General features: G+C 52.8%; 18 protein-coding genes and 1 pseudogene. 8 read left to right on the top strand and 11 right to left on the bottom strand.

Annotated features, from left to right (window positions below; all coding sequences use genetic code 11):
* A pseudogene (locus BZG25_RS16090) lies at positions 1–311 on the bottom strand (hypothetical protein); the annotation flags it as partial.
* An 87-nt stretch (positions 312–398) separates the two neighbouring features.
* Between BZG25_RS16090 and rsmD the strand changes: the two are divergent.
* Both rsmD and BZG25_RS14210 read left to right on the top strand, forming a co-directional pair.
* A complete protein-coding gene (rsmD, locus tag BZG25_RS14215; RefSeq protein WP_046074560.1) occupies positions 399–1,010 on the top strand; it encodes a 16S rRNA (guanine(966)-N(2))-methyltransferase RsmD in 612 nt (203 codons plus the stop codon).
* Positions 1,011–1,020: 10 nt separating this feature from the next.
* Positions 1,021–1,287, top strand: a complete 267-nt coding sequence (locus BZG25_RS14210; protein WP_046074561.1) for a DUF1145 domain-containing protein — start codon at positions 1,021–1,023, stop codon at positions 1,285–1,287.
* Positions 1,288–1,290: 3 nt separating this feature from the next.
* On the opposite strand, the gene BZG25_RS14205 is transcribed toward BZG25_RS14210, so the two are convergent.
* The 4 genes from BZG25_RS14205 to BZG25_RS14190 form a co-directional block, all read right to left on the bottom strand.
* Positions 1,291–1,590: a DUF2007 domain-containing protein gene (locus BZG25_RS14205; protein ID WP_046074562.1), complete on the bottom strand. Its 300-nt coding sequence runs from the start codon at positions 1,588–1,590 to the stop codon at positions 1,291–1,293.
* Between the two features lies 1 nt (position 1,591).
* On the bottom strand, positions 1,592–2,227 hold the full coding sequence (locus BZG25_RS14200; RefSeq protein WP_046074563.1) for a lysoplasmalogenase: 636 nt from the start codon (positions 2,225–2,227) through the stop codon (positions 1,592–1,594).
* 139 nt (positions 2,228–2,366) lie between these two features.
* Complete coding sequence (locus BZG25_RS14195) at positions 2,367–2,726, bottom strand: DUF4145 domain-containing protein (RefSeq protein WP_046074564.1); 360 nt, start codon at positions 2,724–2,726, stop codon at positions 2,367–2,369.
* Positions 2,727–2,870: 144 nt separating this feature from the next.
* Positions 2,871–3,881, bottom strand: a complete 1,011-nt coding sequence (locus tag BZG25_RS14190; protein ID WP_046074565.1) for an acyltransferase — start codon at positions 3,879–3,881, stop codon at positions 2,871–2,873.
* A gap of 250 nt (positions 3,882–4,131) precedes the next feature.
* Between BZG25_RS14190 and BZG25_RS14185 the strand changes: the two genes are divergently transcribed.
* The 3 genes from BZG25_RS14185 (at position 4,132) to BZG25_RS14175 (ending at position 7,797) form a co-directional block, all read left to right on the top strand.
* On the top strand, positions 4,132–5,730 hold the full coding sequence (locus tag BZG25_RS14185; protein ID WP_046074566.1) for an AbgT family transporter: 1,599 nt from the start codon (positions 4,132–4,134) through the stop codon (positions 5,728–5,730).
* Positions 5,731–5,866: 136 nt separating this feature from the next.
* The gene (locus BZG25_RS14180) at positions 5,867–6,886 is read left to right on the top strand and encodes an alpha/beta fold hydrolase (protein ID WP_052708049.1); all 1,020 of its coding nucleotides are present in this window, start codon (positions 5,867–5,869) and stop codon (positions 6,884–6,886) included.
* Between the two features lie 101 nt (positions 6,887–6,987).
* Complete coding sequence (locus BZG25_RS14175; protein WP_046074567.1) at positions 6,988–7,797, top strand: Cof-type HAD-IIB family hydrolase; 810 nt, start codon at positions 6,988–6,990, stop codon at positions 7,795–7,797.
* A gap of 47 nt (positions 7,798–7,844) precedes the next feature.
* Here BZG25_RS14175 and BZG25_RS14170 read toward each other — a convergent pair whose 3' ends face one another.
* Positions 7,845–8,300, bottom strand: coding sequence for an EVE domain-containing protein (locus tag BZG25_RS14170; RefSeq protein ID WP_046074568.1), 456 nt, complete (start codon positions 8,298–8,300; stop codon positions 7,845–7,847).
* Between the two features lie 96 nt (positions 8,301–8,396).
* Between BZG25_RS14170 and BZG25_RS14165 the strand changes: the two genes are divergently transcribed.
* A complete protein-coding gene (locus BZG25_RS14165) occupies positions 8,397–9,899 on the top strand; it encodes a hypothetical protein (protein ID WP_077639304.1) in 1,503 nt (500 codons plus the stop codon).
* A gap of 87 nt (positions 9,900–9,986) precedes the next feature.
* On the top strand, positions 9,987–10,697 hold the full coding sequence (locus tag BZG25_RS14160) for a tRNA-uridine aminocarboxypropyltransferase (RefSeq protein WP_077639303.1): 711 nt from the start codon (positions 9,987–9,989) through the stop codon (positions 10,695–10,697).
* A gap of 57 nt (positions 10,698–10,754) precedes the next feature.
* Here the strand turns inward: BZG25_RS14160 and BZG25_RS14155 are convergent, their stop codons facing one another.
* The 5 genes from BZG25_RS14155 to ftnA form a co-directional block, all read right to left on the bottom strand.
* The gene (locus BZG25_RS14155; protein ID WP_046074570.1) at positions 10,755–12,635 is read right to left on the bottom strand and encodes a methyl-accepting chemotaxis protein; all 1,881 of its coding nucleotides are present in this window, start codon (positions 12,633–12,635) and stop codon (positions 10,755–10,757) included.
* Between the two features lie 238 nt (positions 12,636–12,873).
* Positions 12,874–14,058 (bottom strand): NAD(P)/FAD-dependent oxidoreductase, encoded by a 1,185-nt coding sequence (locus BZG25_RS14150; RefSeq protein WP_046074571.1) that lies wholly within the window; start codon positions 14,056–14,058, stop codon positions 12,874–12,876.
* A 76-nt stretch (positions 14,059–14,134) separates the two neighbouring features.
* A complete protein-coding gene (locus tag BZG25_RS14145) occupies positions 14,135–15,256 on the bottom strand; it encodes a mechanosensitive ion channel family protein (RefSeq protein ID WP_046074572.1) in 1,122 nt (373 codons plus the stop codon).
* Between the two features lie 97 nt (positions 15,257–15,353).
* Positions 15,354–15,701 (bottom strand): universal stress protein UspB, encoded by a 348-nt coding sequence (locus BZG25_RS14140; protein ID WP_046074573.1) that lies wholly within the window; start codon positions 15,699–15,701, stop codon positions 15,354–15,356.
* 52 nt (positions 15,702–15,753) lie between these two features.
* A complete protein-coding gene (gene ftnA, locus BZG25_RS14135; protein ID WP_046074610.1) occupies positions 15,754–16,284 on the bottom strand; it encodes a non-heme ferritin in 531 nt (176 codons plus the stop codon).
* Positions 16,285–16,505: 221 nt separating this feature from the next.
* On the opposite strand from ftnA, the gene BZG25_RS14130 reads away from it, so the two are divergent.
* Positions 16,506–16,931, top strand: a complete 426-nt coding sequence (locus tag BZG25_RS14130; protein WP_046074574.1) for a universal stress protein — start codon at positions 16,506–16,508, stop codon at positions 16,929–16,931.
* Positions 16,932–17,078: the final 147 nt, after the last annotated feature.

The raw sequence follows: 17,078 nt of genomic DNA, 5'->3' as shown, positions 1-17,078 counted from the left end.
GGCTCTGGCTCTGGCTCTGGCTCTGGCTCTGGCTCTGGCTCTGGCTCTGGCTCTGGCTCTGGCTCTGGCTCTGGCTCTGGCTCTGGCACGGTATTGACTTCGCTTTCGCTATCAGATGCAAGGGTTTCTTGCGGTTGTTGCGAGTTCGCCTCATCAATCGATGTTTCTACCGATGTGGTTGACTCTGCCGTCTCTTCCGCCACGTCTGGCGCAGTCGTTGGTGACGCTTGTTCTGGTTCAGGCTGTGTCTGGTCTTTTTTCCGACCCAGACCCAACCATGACATAAATCCACGTTTCTTTTTTTCTGCCATTGGCAAATCCTAAAGCATGCTTGATACAATCAGCGGCTCAATACCGAATCGGCATAGTCTATCACCTTCTTTACGGTCAAAAAATCTATGGTTAAACGCGCCAACCGCAAATCTTCATCAGCTCACGCTTCCCGTGGGGCTGGAGCTGTTCGTATCATTGCTGGCCGCTGGCGTGGCCGTAAGCTTGTCGTGCAAGACGCACAGGGGTTACGCCCCACTACCGACCGGGTGAAAGAAACCGTATTTAATTGGCTGGCGCCCCATCTTCCGGGAGCGCGCTGCTTGGATGTGTTTGCGGGCAGTGGTGGACTGGGCTTTGAAGCGCTCTCTCGCGGCGCGACTTGGACGCAGTTTTGCGAAAAAAACCCCGTAGCGGCCAAACAACTTCGAGATAACCTCGATCAGCTTGGCGCAGAGAATGCGCAAGTAGATAGCACAGATGCACTGACTCTACTCGCCGCGCCACCGCAAAACAGCCCGTTCGATGTGGTCTTTGTCGATCCCCCGTTTCATCAAGGGTTGCTTAACGACACCTTGGCTGCGCTCGCAAACAACGGATGGCTCGCACCTGGGGCATGTATTTACGTTGAAGCGGAAAGTGAGCTGGATGACTATCACGTCCCAGGAAACTGGCACTGTCATCGTGAAAAACGTGCAGGACAAGTCAACTTCCGTCTATATTTCAACGACCAAACGTAAGAGACACACTATGAAAGGACTAATTCTACTCGCCAAAGCGGCCATCGCCTTTGTTTGGATCGTCTTACTGGCCAACATCGTTCACCCGTTTCCAGGGGTGGCCGCCATGGCGCTCTATATCATGACCGGCTTTTTGTTGGTGATGCATGGGCTACAAATGCTGATTTTCTTAGGAGCATTTGGCGACAAAATTACCATGACGCGCTGGGAAAAATGGTCAATCCTGATTTTTGGGATTTTTGCGCTGCTCGATATTCGCCGCAAGCATATGATGTAAGTGTCATTCGCGACTATGCTGGCATTGCCAGCATAGTTCAAAACTGCCGGCGTTCTCTTCTCCACAGTGCTGGCATACCCAGTGTGTCTCGCTTTGCTCTTCATACGCCTGCAGTAATTGCCTTGCTTGAGCGACATTTTCTGGGGCAACCCATAAGGTTACGCCTTGCACATCAGTGGGTAACTCGCCCACTGCCGCACTCAGCGCTTCGCCTTTCAATACACAATCAATACGATGGCTGGATAACAGGCCTTTTAAGCTGTGCGCCTCCAAGGTGTTCATCGCTTGATAGACTTTTTCCATCTCACCCTCCTTGGGCGATCACCACCGAGGCACTGATCAGTGCTTGCGCTAAAAAATAACTCGACATCACCATCGCTTGTGCCGCACGAAATTCGCCCTTAAAACGCGCAAACGCCAGCACGGTATCTGACACCATAAAACAGATAGCACCGGCCAGTGCGAGTGCCGCCGCGGGGGAGTGAGTATTGAGCCAGTATTCACCGGCCGCCCATACCATCTGGGTGATCACGGCAATATACACGGCCACAGGCAGCGCGAGCTGCCCTAAGTTTGGGAGCAGTAAAAGAAAGACGATAATGCCCAGGCCAGACAACATGGCGGGCAGCCACCATACCATATGGCCGTCAAATTGCGCCCAAAACGCGAAGATATAGACCAGGTGTGCGAGTAAAAAACTGGTTAACCCCTGCACAAACCTGTCTTTGGGGAGCATTAAAAAGACATCGCCCACCACAGAGAGCAATAGCGCGACGAAGACCCATTGCGCATAATGAGAGACGCTAATGTGAGTGCCCACTATCGCCATGAGCATCACAATAGTCAGCGGTTTAAAAAGATAAAACTGCCAACGCGGGCCCCGGTAGGCTGCGGAGATATGCAGCAGTCCAGAACAACAGACAGCGAACCAGCTCCACATGAGTATCATTCCTTTCAAGACAAGGACGCCAAGTCTAGGCTGGCTGGCGGAGATGTCCAGCGTCCCTTGATGAGAACAAGATCCAGTTTAAAAAAATCGTAACGTTAACCGTGGGGTGACAACCGATTCTTGTGGTTAGCTAGCCACTCCATTGCGGCCACACTTGCGCGTAAAAACCAATTGCCCCCGCGGTAAACAGCAGGATAAGCCCCGCGGCAAGCCGCCAAATCAATCGGTTGCTTCGCGGTACTAATTCTGACTCACAATACTTACTCACCGATATAAATTCACGTATATCGTCCACTTCGTAACCCTCTTCATGAACGACTTTGTTACGAATAGTGGCGACAAAGCGCAGTTTTTTGATCACATCATGCGGCAGGCGTTTTTGGCTACTGTCGATGAGCTGATGGAGCCCCTTCCCTTCGGCGTGATAGTGCTCACGCAGCAAGCCTTCTAGGCGCTTACTGTGCTTAATCACGACTGCGACGTCATCCATGGTCTCTCTCCTTACCAGCTCCCATTTTATGAGTATGGTGGTTTTTATACCATTTAGGGGCATCAGGCTTCATGATTGCGATCTGATCCTGTCATCCTATATTCAATCAGTTATGACCGCCGTTGTCGTCAAAAGTGTCATCATTTATGGCACCAACCACGCGGTGGCGCGATATCGTTGCAATATAGCAGTGGTCAGCGCCGCCCCCGCAAAGGCATATAGCGTCAGCAAGGGGATCCAAACCATAGCGGGCGATAAAGTGGGCCAGTAAGCCCTGACGGGCCAAAGGAACACTGGGTGAATCAAGTAGATCCCTAGGCTATAACGACTCAGGGTTGCAACCCACGATGGTGTCGCTTTATTCGCTCGCCAATGTTTGACGGCAAGGAAAAGTGCCGCACTAATCAGCACCGTGTTGATCGTGGTATACGATAACCAACCCTCAGTGATATAACGCTGATGCGCAACACTGGTGGTTAACACGTGATACTCGGTCATACCCAAAGCCAGTAAGCCCAGCGCCCACCACAGTAACAACGCACGTGGCGCTTGGTGTAGCCAATAGCCTAACCATAAGTAGCCGCCATAGAGGATAAAATCATTCCGCCACCAGCCATGCGCGCCGGTTAAATACCAAGCCGTTAAGCTTATCCATGCTAATCCGATAAAAGCCACTGACCATGACGGTAAGCGTGGCATTAACGGGCGTAGCAATGGCACCCACAGCAGCAACGGGATGTAATAGTAGAAAAAGCCAAGGTGATAATAAGTTTCATGCTGAGGGGCCGCGCCCAATGTTTGGGTGACGGTCTGCCACGAAAAACCATCCGGCGTCAGTCCAGACAGACACGCAAACGCGAACGACCACACCAGAAAGGGCACCACCACCTTAACCACGCGGCGACGGATAAAATGGCGCAAGCGGAAAGGCCGCGTCGACGAGAGCAGCAGTAAGCCCGAAATCATAATAAAAATCGGCACCGCCCAGCGACTTGCACTGTTTAGCCCTACCGCGACCACCCAATCACTCAGCGCAATATCACCAATTTGAAACCGATACGGACCCAGTACATGAATCGCCACCACGAAAAAGGCAGCGAGGACACGCAATATGTCGAGGTAATCAATATGTGTCTGTGTTTCAGTCTGTTGCATTTGTTAACACTTTTAACCAGTGACCGGATCGAGCACGCATCCATCATACGCCAACTTCGCGTCAAATGATGTCCGTTAAAGTCATTATCCAGTCAAATATGTTTCTTTTTTGCCTCATTAGCAGCACGTAGATCGAGTTTTACGCTCACTAACTAGCTTTTAATCTTGCTATTTAAGTTAAAAAACAATTAACATTCGGCCTCCTTTTCCCATAGACGGGAAATGCAGTACAACCAAGGAGACCAACCCCATGCACTCAAGTACCACAGAGCAACAAGGTGGGCCGCACAAGCGCACACTGTTTACGCGCTTTCTCGATACCGTCGAGTGGCTCGGCAACCTGCTCCCTCATCCAGTGACCTTATTCGCGATTTTCTGTGTCGCTATCCTGATCGCCTCGGGTGTCGCTGGCTACTTTGATGTGTCTGTCGCCGATCCTCGCCCAGAGGGCGCAAAAGGACGTGCGGCAGATGGCATGATTTATGTGCAAAGCCTGCTCAACGCCGAAGGCTTGCAAATGATCGTCACCAACTTGGTGAAAAACTTTACCGGCTTTGCCCCACTCGGCACCGTGCTGGTGGCCATGCTCGGTGTGTCGGTCGCAGAACATTCAGGACTGCTGTCAGCCTCCATGCGCGGCCTGGTAATGGGCGCGTCGCGCCGTACCGTCACCTTTACCATTGTCTTTGCCGGTATTATCTCGAATACGGCTTCAGAGCTCGGTTACGTGGTTTTAATCCCGCTTGCCGCGATGATCTTCCATTCATTAGGCCGTCATCCATTAGCCGGGCTTGCCGCAGCGTTTGCCGGGGTATCAGGCGGTTACTCTGCTAACTTGTTGTTGGGAACTGTCGACCCCTTGCTGTCGGGGATCACCGAGTCAGCCGCGCAAATGATTGACCCAGACTACATCGTTGGGCCCGAAATGAACTGGTACTTTATGTTCGTTTCTACCTTCTTCATCGCGATTGTTGGTGCATGGATCACCGATAAGATTGTCGAGCCTAAGCTGGGCCAGTATGACCACGACCAAGCGTCTGAAGATGTCGCCGCCGCCTCCGCGAGCAAGCTTAATGATGACGAGAAACGCGGTCTTCGTAATGCCGGGATTGCGGTGCTGATTGTCAGCGGCATTTTAGCGCTCACCATCGTCCCTGAGTGGGGACCACTGCGTCACCCCGAGACCAATGAAGTGGCAGGCTCGCCGTTTTTGAAAGGCATTGTTGCCTTTATTATGGTGTTCTTTGCCGTTCCCGGTATTGTGTTTGGCCGTACCGTCGGCACCATCAATAACGATCGCGACGTGATTGATTCGATGTCTAAGTCGATGAGCGCCATGGGCATGTATATCGTGCTGGTGTTTTTCGCGGCGCAATTTGTGGCGTTCTTTAAATGGACCAATTTTGGTCAAGTGATTGCGGTCGGCGGTGCTGACTTTTTGCAAACCATCGGTTTAACAGGGCCTGCATTATTCTTTGCCTTCATCTTGATGTGTGGCCTGATTAACCTCTCGGTCGGCTCGGCATCGGCGCAGTGGGCCATCACCGCCCCCATCTTTGTACCTATGTTGATGCTGGTCGGTTATGCCCCAGAGACGATTCAATCAGCCTACCGGATTGGCGATTCAGTGACCAACATCATTACCCCGATGATGAGTTACTTCGGGCTGATTCTGGCGGTGGCGTGTCGCTATGTGAAAAACCTTGGCATAGGCACCTTGATTGCCACCATGTTGCCTTATTCGATGATCTTTATGGTGGGATGGAGCATTCTATTCTACGTATGGGTTTTCGTGCTCGGTCTGCCCGTTGGCCCTGGTGCAGAAACCTACTACAACTTCAACCAGTAACGTATCGTTATTCGGTGTTAAGGCAAGCGCTCGCGCTTGCCTTTTCTTTTTGGCGCGGCGCTTTTCCCATAAGTGTCATTTTCATCCATCCTTTAAGACGGTTATAGTAAACCTATCTCAGTGATGGTAAACCAAGATGACAGATCTCGCCGACAGTAAGGATCAGCCGGCTTTTGACGCGCACTCTCTCGCCCGTGAAGCAGTGCTGAGCGACGCATTTAAGCACCACATAACACCTTTTTGGCAACAGCGTGAACAAGGCTACTTCCACGGGGAAGGAGGGCTACGTTTACACTGGTGCAGCTTTACCCGTCCGCAGAATAGGCAAGCGGTCGTGGTGGTCAATGGCCGCATTGAAAGCGTGATGAAGTATCAAGAGATCTTTTATGACCTCGTTCAGATGGGCTATGACGTTTACAGCTTTGATCACCGCGGCCAAGGTTTGTCCGAGCGGCTCGTGATCAAACCGCGCGATCTGGGTCATGTCGAACGCTTTGACGACTATGTCACTGATCTGGCGACCTTCATGCAGTTTATCGGGGCGCACCGACAATACGACCATACCTTTATGCTCGCCCACTCTATGGGCGGGGCCATCGCCGCACTCTATGCGCATCGATTTCCCCACGCGATAGACGGGCTTGCAATGACCGCGCCGATGTTTGGCGTGCACGTCAGCCCGTGGCTTGGACGTATCGCGCCTTGGTTGTGTCGTTCGCTGGCGCGCTATCAGCATCCACCACGGTTTGGGCCCGGACAAGTTGGTTATCGTCATGTGCCGTTTGAGCAAAACCGCCTGACCCATTCTCGCGCACGGTATGCCTGGTTTCGTCAGCTCTACATCAACCAACCTCAACTGCAGATCGGCGGGCCTAGCGCTCGCTGGATTGCCGAGGGAATGGCCGCAGCCCAGCACTGCTTAGCCATCGCCCCCCAATTGGCCACTCCGACACTCATTTGCCAAGCTGGCGGCGAGCAGATTGTGTCTAATCCCGCGATGGCCGAGTTCCATTTTTTACGCCGGCAAGCCAATCAGCCGAGTCAATGGCAGTTTTTTCAAGGCTCACGACATGAAATCTTGTTTGAAACCGATACACATCGGCTGGCAGCGTTCACGGCCATTGATGATTTTTTTCAACGTCAGAGCCAACACTAAAAGCGGAAATCGCTCAGTGAGAGGGTTCTCTTTTTCACCGTCGTCAGTTGCAGTAGACTCAAACATACTGTGATTGTGATCGCCTAACTAATGAGGACATGATGTACAAACTCGTCGCTTCCGATCTCGATGGTACCCTGCTCACCCCAGAGCACAGTATCGCGCCCTATACCAAACAGGTGTTGGAACAACTGCACCAGCAAGGCATCCATTTTGTGTTTGCCACGGGTCGTCATCATGTTGACGTAGCGAGCATTCGTGAAACCGTTGGCATTCCTGCATACATGATCACCTCCAATGGCGCACGCGTGCATGACAGTGATGACAACTTGGTATTCCAACACAATGTTGACCCTGAGATTGTTGCCAACCTGATTAACGAGGTGAAGCAGGATCCGACCGTCACCATTCACCTCTACCGCGATAATGACTGGCTGCTGAGCAAAATGGATGAAGAGCTCGCCCGCTATCATAAAGACTCTGGCTTTAACGCCCAGGAGTTTGATGTGGACAACCCACCGGTCGATAACATCGCGAAGATTTTCTTTATTCGCCACGATCACGACCACCTACTCAAATACGAGCATCAGTTTTTGTCGCAGTATGGCGAGAACATCAGCGTGGCATTTTCGACGCCATTCTGCCTGGAAGTGATGGGCAATGGGGTGTCCAAAGGGGCCGCGTTAGAGGAAGTGGCGCGTCGTCATCAGCTCAACTTGGCGGACTGTATCGCGTTTGGCGATGGCATGAACGATGTCGAAATGCTACGTGCCGCCGGACAAGGCTTGGTAATGGCCACCGCACAAGCGCGCGTCAAGGCCACCCTCTCAGATAAAGCCATTATTGGTAGTCATGCTGATGAAGCGGTGGCGCGCTATTTGAAAGCGCACCTATTAGACTCACTTTTATAAGCGACCTGGCTCACACCGTGAGCCAACAGGCGCCTGATGGCGATGCATTATTCCCCCGCCATCGCCAGGATCGCCTGCCATTGCGCTGCGGTAACCGGCATCACACTCAGTCGGTTACCTTTTTTCACTAACGGCATCTCGGCCAGCGCCGGATTTTGCTTCATCTCTGCCAGTGCAATTAACGGCACATGACGCTGATATTCCACATCCACCATAAACCAACGTGGGGTTTCAGGTGTGGCTTTCGGATCAAAGTAGCCGCTATCTGGCTCAAATTGGGTATGATCGGGATAACAAGCGCGGACCACGGTCGCCACACCAGCGACACCCACTTGTTTGCACGAGGAATGATAAATCAGCACCTCATCGCCCACTTTGACCTCATCACGCAGCATATTACGCGCTTGATAATTGCGCACCCCTTCCCAGCATGAAACCTTTTGCTGCTTTAGTGTGTCTATCGAAAAGGTATCTGGCTCTGTTTTAAATAACCAATAACTCATGCTAGCTTGCTCTTAATCGGATGGTGGCGGCAATCTTGCCCTGCCTGCATTCAGGGCGCAAGCCTGCCTACTCTCGCTCAGTACAAGGAGTTTTTCGTGCCATCTCTTCGTCCCCTTATCATCGCCTCGATGAGTTTGCTTGCCCTCGCCGGGTGCGGTAGCACCTCTGGTCCGGTAGAGCTGGGCCATCGTAGCGACAAGGTTTCAACCGGCTTGGTTCACACACCGCAACCTTTTATGCAAACCGGCCGCATTTCTGTCAGCCCAGAAACGGCCAGCTTCACGCCGTGCGGCAGTCAAAAACAGTACTGGCTTGATTTAACCGCTGACCAACGCGCGACCTTATCGCAGCAGTCCGGTCCGGTATACAGTGAGTTTGAGGGCTATTTCACACCTGTGTCACGCCGCGGGTACAGTGCCGACTACCCTGCCGCGGTGACCATGACCCGCTTAAATATGCTCACCAGCGAATTAGAGGGATGCGCACAACCGCGTAATACCTTGTTGGCGGAAGGCCAAACCCCTACCACCTGGTCAGCCGCTGTCGGCCAAGGGCATCTGGCATGGGAAAGCGAGCCAGACTCACAAGAGCGCCCGCTCAGCGGACAAAGCATGAGCCAAGAGCAGGCACAATTCCGTGCTCAACAAGCCGCTTTAACGCTTAGCGCCCAAGGCTGCCAACAAAGCGCCAACACCCTCTATGGCTGGCAAGCACGCTTAAAAACGGCGAAAGGCACTTACCAAGGGTGTGCGATCTTACCTTCCGTGGATACCAGTCAGCATTGGGCGGGAGAATACCAAGGTACCAGCCAGTCGCCCGGCCAACCGACACTGACCACCCAACTGACGTTGCTGCCCGATCATAGCGCCATCACCAGCTACCACCCACAAGGGGAAGCGGTGACCAAAGAAACCGGGATTTGGCAGCCAGTTGGGGAGAACCAAGTCCAAGTGCTCACTACCCGTAGTGGTGAGCAAATGGTGGTGTCTGAGCGCATATATACACGTAACGGGTTTTCCCTCTCCGCCTCCGAGGAAACCTTTAATGGCAACAGCTACTCATTAGGTCATGACGGCTTAACGCTGAGGCTCAAAGTCGGGGATGCCGTGAACGTATCGAATCAAGCCGGCATTAAAGGCAGCGCCGAGAAAAACCCGCGCGTTGAGCAAGCACTCAAAGACTATCTTAGCGATAATGGCCAAACCGGCCCCCTCACCTATCGCTGGCTTACCCACGACCTCAATCAAGACGGGCAAGCTGATCTGTTGGTTTTGACCGACAGCTGTGGCAGTGGCGGCTGCACCTTATTGGTGTTTAAAGGCGACGCGCAAGGCTGGCAGTTTAATAGCCGCATGACACTGGTGCATGTGCCCCTTTTATTAGCACGCAGCCAAAACAAAGGTTGGCATGATTTGATCGTGCCGGTCGGTGGCGGTGGTGCACCGGCCGGCCACCATGTGATGCAATTTGATGGGCAGCGTTATCCACTCAACCCCAGCACTGCACCTCGCGCACCTAAACCGGATAGCTCAGACACAGCATTATTTGCCGATGGCATCTATGCCACCCAACAAGGGGCGGTATTAGGCGAAGAATAACGTAGACGCGAACGACCATGGCACGTGGGCTCGCATTCCTTGTCGGACTTGCGCACAATAGCAACCTGACACCTTGAGGAGAGTCTGATGGCCCGTTCGCCCTGCCGCCAATGCGGTTTTACCTATCACTGTATCTGTCACTGCTATTGGCCGCTGGAAAGCCAATTGCAATGCGTGCTGGTGATGCACGAAAACGAAGCGGCGCGCCAATCCAACACCGGCAAACTGGTTAAAGCGGCGCTGCCCCACACTCAGATAGAGATTTGGCAACGCAAACAACCACCGCAAGCCTTGCTCGACAGCTGGGCGCGCGGTGATGTGTCACCTTGGTTGTTGTTTCCCAGTGACGATGCCGTCCCCGCCGATAGGCTATTTGCTGACGTGGCTCGGTCTGTCTCTTGCGCGAATAGGTTAGTTTCTTGCACGGATAGTTCAGCTTCTTGCGCAGAGGCATTAGCCGCCACCAATGCACCTCGCACGCCGTTACAGTTTGTGGTGCTGGATGCCACTTGGCAGCAAGCGCGAAAAATGCTCAATAAAAGCCCGTGGCTCAATGGTCTGCCACGGGTCAGTTTGCCGTCGACAGCCGACTCGCAATATACGCTCAGGCGCAACCAGCCACCGGGACACCTGTGTACCAGTGAAGCGGTGAGTGCATTGCTGCGAAGCCAAGGTGACGTAAACGCCGCTACGCAGCTGGACCATTTTCTTGCCCACTTTATGGAGAGCTACGAGGCCGATCGCCACCATCACACTACACCACTCCCCGCCCCCAAGGTGCTGACGCCAAACACGTGAACAAAAAAACGCCGAGCACGGCGCGCTGCCATGCTCGGCGTTTACGTCGTTTATGGGCTACAGCTTAAAGCGGCTGATCTCTTGCTCGAGGCTATGAGAAAGCTCGGATAACGTCGCGGCTTGACGCGCGGCTTCATCCGCTTCGGTCGATAGCTCATTGGACACATCGCGAATGCCCTCTGAGTTACGGGTGATCTCCGCGGTGACGCTCGATTGCTCTTCCGCTGCCGAGGCAATTTGGGTGGCCATATCGCTAATTTGGCTCACCGCCGCGACAATCTGGCTCAAGCTTTCGTTCGCCGCGCTGGCATCTTCCACACTGGCATGCGCACGTTGCTGGCTATCTTGCATCATGGTCACCGCGCGACCGGTTGCCTGCTGCAAGGTATCAATCATCTGCTGAATTTCGGTGGTTGAAGCATGAGTACGCTGGCTCAATATCCGTACCTCATCGGCCACTACCGCAAAGCCACGGCCATGCTCACCGGCGCGTGCTGCTTCAATCGCGGCATTCAATGCCAGCAGATTGGTTTGCTCGGCCACTTCTTGAATGGTCGACAAGATGCTGGTGATGCTGTGCGCATGCTGATCCAGCTCACCAATCACACCGGTCGCCGCTTCTACTTCACGGGCAAGCTCGGTGATCGAGTGCTTACTTTGCTCCACTTGCTGGCCGCCATCGTTGGCTACGCTTTCAGTCTCTTGGGCGGTGCGCGCGGTATTATCGGCATTGCCGGCAATATCTTGGGTCGCCGAGGCCATTTCATGGATAGCGGTCGCCACCATATTGATTTCATCTTGCTGATGACCAATCCGGGTGGAGCGCTCTTCCGCTTGCGCCGCAGTTAGCTCGGCTTGTTGCTTGAGCGAGCCAGACAGCTGACGTAAGTGCGACACCATAGTGTGCATGTTGCCGACAAAGCGGTTGAAGTTGTTGGCAAGTTTGCCAATTTCGTCATTACTGTGTGGCTCTAGGCGCTGGGTTAAGTCCCCTTCACCGGAGGCAATTTCTTCTAGCGCGGCGGATACATTGAGCAAGTCACGGAACAACACGTGCATCAACCACGTCACGGCACCGGCCACCAGCAAAGTGATCACTACCGCGGTCAGCATTAGGTCGAACAAGGTATCACGCTGGCTGGCGTATTCAGTGCGCTTATCCAGCTCAATCGCCAGTACCCAATCGGTGTTAGGAACAGAGGCAAAATAAAACAGTTTATCAACGCCATCGACAGGCAATTCCACCAGCGATTGCTGTGCCAACGCCTGACGCACGCGGTTTTCATTCAGCTCAGGAGACAGGCTGCGATACGGTTTTAGCAGGCGCGCTTTGTCTTTGTGAGCGAGAAAAGTGCCATCAGCACCTAGCAGCATCGCGTTCGCATTTTTGCCCACTTTTAATTGGGTCACGTCACGGATCAGCTGGTCAATCAACACATCTGCGCCCACCACACCGATTAATTCGCCATTACGACGTACTGGCTCGGCCAAGGTCACCAGCATCGCACCGGTAATCGCATCACTGTAAGCAGTGGTAATAATCGGGCTACCTGCGCTCACGGCTTGCTTGTACCACGGACGGACGCGAGGGTCATAATCATCGCGGTTGCGCTCAGGACGCGAACGATACATGGCGCCTTTTGGGGTGCCAAAGTAGATATCGTCAAACCCACCGGCCTCACGCGCTTGCTGCAAATAGCTCACACGATGGCTACTGCTGGTGTAATCGGTAAAGGCACTGGTGATATCAGCACGGATTTGCACCCAACCGCTGATCGATTCAGTCGCCGCATCGGCGATACCACTGACGCGGCTATAGATGCTCGACTGGGTTTGGGCTTGAATTTGGCTTACAGCAAGCCAGGTGAGAAAGGCGGCCATCAGCAATACAGCAGATAAGCATGCCCCAATTAATTTTTGTTTTAGTGATAACTGCATGGGAACGGCTCTCAAAGCAACGACAGGTTAATTCCAAACTCCCCGATAACCGAGGTAGCAATAGTGAACAGCCGTCACCCCGTCCCTAGGGTACCGCGAGCCCATCCTGCGCGTCGCGGGTTCACAGCGCCGGATGATTTTTATCCGGCATGGCAAGCGCGCTAATGTATCAACACTGAGACAGGATTGCTATTTTTAAGTTAAAAAACAGTCAACTAGAGAGCACTTAGAATCAAGATCACACATGCTGCCCGGCTACCCAGCCGGAGCTCCAGGCCCATTGGAAGTTATAGCCGCCGAGCCAGCCGGTGACATCTAGCACTTCACCGATAAAATACAGGCCGGGGATATCTCGCGCTTCAAGGGTTTTCGAGGAAATTGCGTGGGTATCTACCCCGCCAAGCGTCACTTCTGCGGTGCGGTAACCTTCAGTGCCGTTTGGGGCAATTGACCACTGGTGAAAGTAGTGATGAAGTTGATCGAGCTGCTTGTCATCGAGCTGCTTGAGCGGTTTATCCGGCAAGCTATCGCGCGCAATCAAGACCTCGACCAAACGTTTGGGGAATAGGCGAGACAGTGAGGTTTTTAAGGTTTGGTTGGGATGCTTATCACGCATCGCCACCAGCACGTCTTTTAGCGACTCACTAGGGAGTAAATCGATGGTGACCGCTTCGCCCGGCTGCCAAAACGAGGAGGTTTGCAACACCGCCGGTCCCGATAAGCCGCGGTGGGTAAAGAGCAGGTTCTCGGTAAAACACACACCCGATTCGGTGGTGATCGAACACGGCACCGACACCCCGGAAATATCGGCAAAGCGAGTTTTGTCCTCTTGGTGCAAGGTATACGGCACCAAGGCGGCGCGGGTGGGCAGCACTTTTAAACCAAATTGTTCGGCAAGCTGATAACCAAAGGGGGTGGCGCCGAGCTTGGGCATCGAAAGGCCGCCCGTGGCAACCACCAACGACTGGCAGCGCACCGGCTCGCCATTGAGTTTAAGGCGAAAGCCGGCTTCTTCTTGTTCGATATCATGCACTTCACAGCGATAGCGTTGACTGATGGTGGCTTGGTCGCATTCGGCCAAGAGTAGATTGACGATATCTTTGGCGCTGTCATCACAAAACAGCTGGCCGTGGTCACGCTCGTGATAGGCCACACCATGGGTGGCCACCAGACCAATAAAGTCCCATTGGCTGTATTGTGCCAATGCGGATTTGACGAAGTGCGGGTTTTCACACAGGAAGTTACTCGCGGTGACATCATAGTTGGTGAAATTGCAGCGTCCGCCGCCTGAGATCAGGATCTTGCGGCCCGGTTTTTTGGCATGATCCACCACCAAAACACGGCGGCCACGTTGGCCTGCTTGTGCCGCACACATCAATCCTGCCGCACCGGCGCCAATCACAATTACATCATACTCAGTCACACGCTTACCTGTTTATTCTCTGCTCACCCTGTGGGAGCGGCATTGTAGCAGCCCGCACGTAAGCGGCAAGCGCGATTTAACGCGCCTGCGCTTCGGGCGGTGGCACCATGACACCTGCGTTTTGCTCAATCATACGAGGGTCCATATGCAACGTACGGGTTGGGAAGGCAATATCCGCACCGTGCTGATGAATAATACCAATCACTTGCAGCAGTACATCCTGCTTCACGCGGTGATAACGTTGCCAGTTCACCGTTTTGGTGAAGGTGTAAATAAAGAAATCGAGCGAGTGTGGGCCAAAGCTGTTGAAGTTCACAATCAAGGTTTGTCGCGTTTCAATGTCTGGGTGGGCTTCAAGCATGGCATACACATCGTCAATCACCGCGCTGATTTTATCGGCGTCTTGGTAACGTAGCCCGATGGTTTCATAGATGCGGCGGTTGAGCATCCGCGAGGGGTTCTCGACCACCACGTTACTGAATACCGAATTGGGAACGTATAAAGGGCGCAAATCGAAGGTGCGCACCACCGTCATACGAATACCAATTTTCTCCACTGTGCCCTCAATGTTGCGATCCGGCGAGCGCACCCAATCACCGACTTTAAACGGGCGATCAAAGTAAATCATCACCCCACCGAAGAAGTTCGACAGCAAGTCCTTAGCGGCAAAACCAACAATTAAACCCCCGACACCCCCGACGGTCAGTAGACCTGAGACGCTAACGCCCAGGCTTTTCAGCAAGGACAAGGCCCCGAAGCACACAAAGAGGGCGCGTAAGACATTCCCCAAGGTATTGATAGTGGTGTGGTCGCGTTTGCTCGTCTCAATCATCACCTGCTCGCTGCTGTTAACTAGGCGTAACAGCACCCAAATGATGACCCAGATCACCACCAAATCTTGCACCAAGGTAAGCCAACTGAGTGAGACATTGCCTAAGGTGTTATCGACAATGATTTCCAGCGAATGAGAAGCTGGCCATAGCCAAATCAACACACTTAAAGGCGTATCTATCGCCGGCCAAATGATGTCGTCCCAGCGGGTGATGGTCTTTTCCGCCAAGGCTTTCAGCCGCCCAACCAGTACGTGCCAAATCGTCCATGCAATGGCACTGATGCCCGTTAACGTGACAACATCCGAGATCCATTCCCACGCCGCTGCCTCATGAAGCGACTGCCACCATTGGAGTAGGCTTTGCATGATTCCCTCAATTACGCTGTGATCCGAGTAGTGGCGTCAGGTTAACAAAAAAAATGCTGACCGAGGTCAGCATTTTGTCGAAATTGTTGGCGTCCGCTTACCAGCCCGCAAAAGCGACAAGAAAAAAGGTCGCGAGCAAGGCACCAGACAACGCAGCATTGAGGATGAACAAATGGCGCACTTTGTTGCATTTGCTCACGAATATTTCATCGTGATGATGGAGATACTCCTGACTACGAATGTACTGGTACAAGCGCTTTTGGCGCGAGATATCGCCTTGGGGTGAGAGTGAGAAAAAGTTGTTATCTCCGCGACAAATTTGCTGATAAAGCAGCGGATTCGCGTCGCGCAACATCACAACGAGCGCGCGCAGTGAAGACAGGTAGCGCGCGAAATTAACCAGTGTGACGGTAAAAACTGCCACGATTAGGATATCACCGTTCATAGACCTCTCCCTCCGCTACGCCGGATAGCGCTCAGAGGGAGAGGTAACCAGATTACTGCCCTGCTGAGCCGTCCATCACTGACGTAGACTCTTCAACCGCCATCGATGCCAAGTCTTTGTCAATAAAGAACAGTGCCTTGCCATCTTCGCCGACTAACTCGATCTTATCGAGTATGCCTTTAAACAGCTTCTCTTCTTCATGCTGCTCCGCTACATACCACTGCAAGAAATTGAAAGTAGAATAATCTTGTGTGGTAAACGCAACGTGCGCCAAGCTGTTAATTTTTTCCGTAATCAAGCGCTCGTGTTGATAGGTTTCGCGAAACACTTCGCCCAGTGATGCGAACTCATGACGTGGTGCGTCAATCGAACCCAAAATAGGCATCGCCCCTGTCTCACTGACGTACGTAAAAAGGCGCTGCATATGCTGCATCTCTTCTTGTGCGTGCTTATGCAGGAATCGCGCGGCTCCTTCGAAGCCTTGATCCTCACACCAAGCGCTCATTTGTAAGTATAGATTTGATGAGAAAAACTCCAAATTGATCTGCTCATTGAGCCTGTCAACCATGGCAGGTGCTAGCATATAAAACATCCTCTTTATTTGGGGTTAGCTGCCATTCTGACCAGCAGCACGTTGGTTTTCAAGCGGATCACGCCGACTAACCGCATCGAGACCGAGTCTTGTATCGAATTTATGACTCGTGTCATCGTCGAGTTGTTGATCGGAATGCGATCACAGTGACTGTTTTTTATACGCAAGCTCGCTAAACTGCGATGACAGCCAGATAGAAAAAGGATAACCCTATGTCATACAAGCATATTTTGGTTGCTGTCGATTTGTCAGATGACAGTGAACGCCTGCTCAAGAAAGCCGATGCCTTAGCCAGTGCCCTCGACGCCCAACTTTCCTTAGTCCATATCGACGTTAATTACGCCGAGCTCTACACCGGGCTCATCGACATTAACTTAGTCGAGTCGCGTAACCGTGTGATTGAAGAAGCGCAGCAAAAGCTGAATCAACTGGCCAGTGACGCGCAAAGTCCAGTGACACATACCTTGGTCAGCAGTGGCGATCTTGCCGAGGAAATCACTGAATCGATTCAAAATATGGGGATCGATCTGGTCGTGGTCGGCCATCACCAAGACTTTTGGAGCTCGTTGCTCTCCTCCACCAAGCAGTTACTCAATAAAACACCGGTGGATCTGTTGATGGTGCCTATCCGCGACTAACAGAACCACTTTCTTCCCCCGCGAAGGCGGTGATTCCGCCTTCTTGCTGCCATCATCGCTTTATCTACTACTCACACCAAGATGAACCGATTGCGTCCCCGCGATGAAACGGTACACTGCCCTTTTTACCATTTTATCGAAGGAACC

The organism is Salinivibrio sp. ML198, from assembly GCF_001996015.1.
Classification (GTDB): Bacteria; Pseudomonadota; Gammaproteobacteria; order Enterobacterales; family Vibrionaceae; genus Salinivibrio; species Salinivibrio siamensis.
This window is presented reverse-complemented; position numbering and strand designations above follow the sequence as displayed.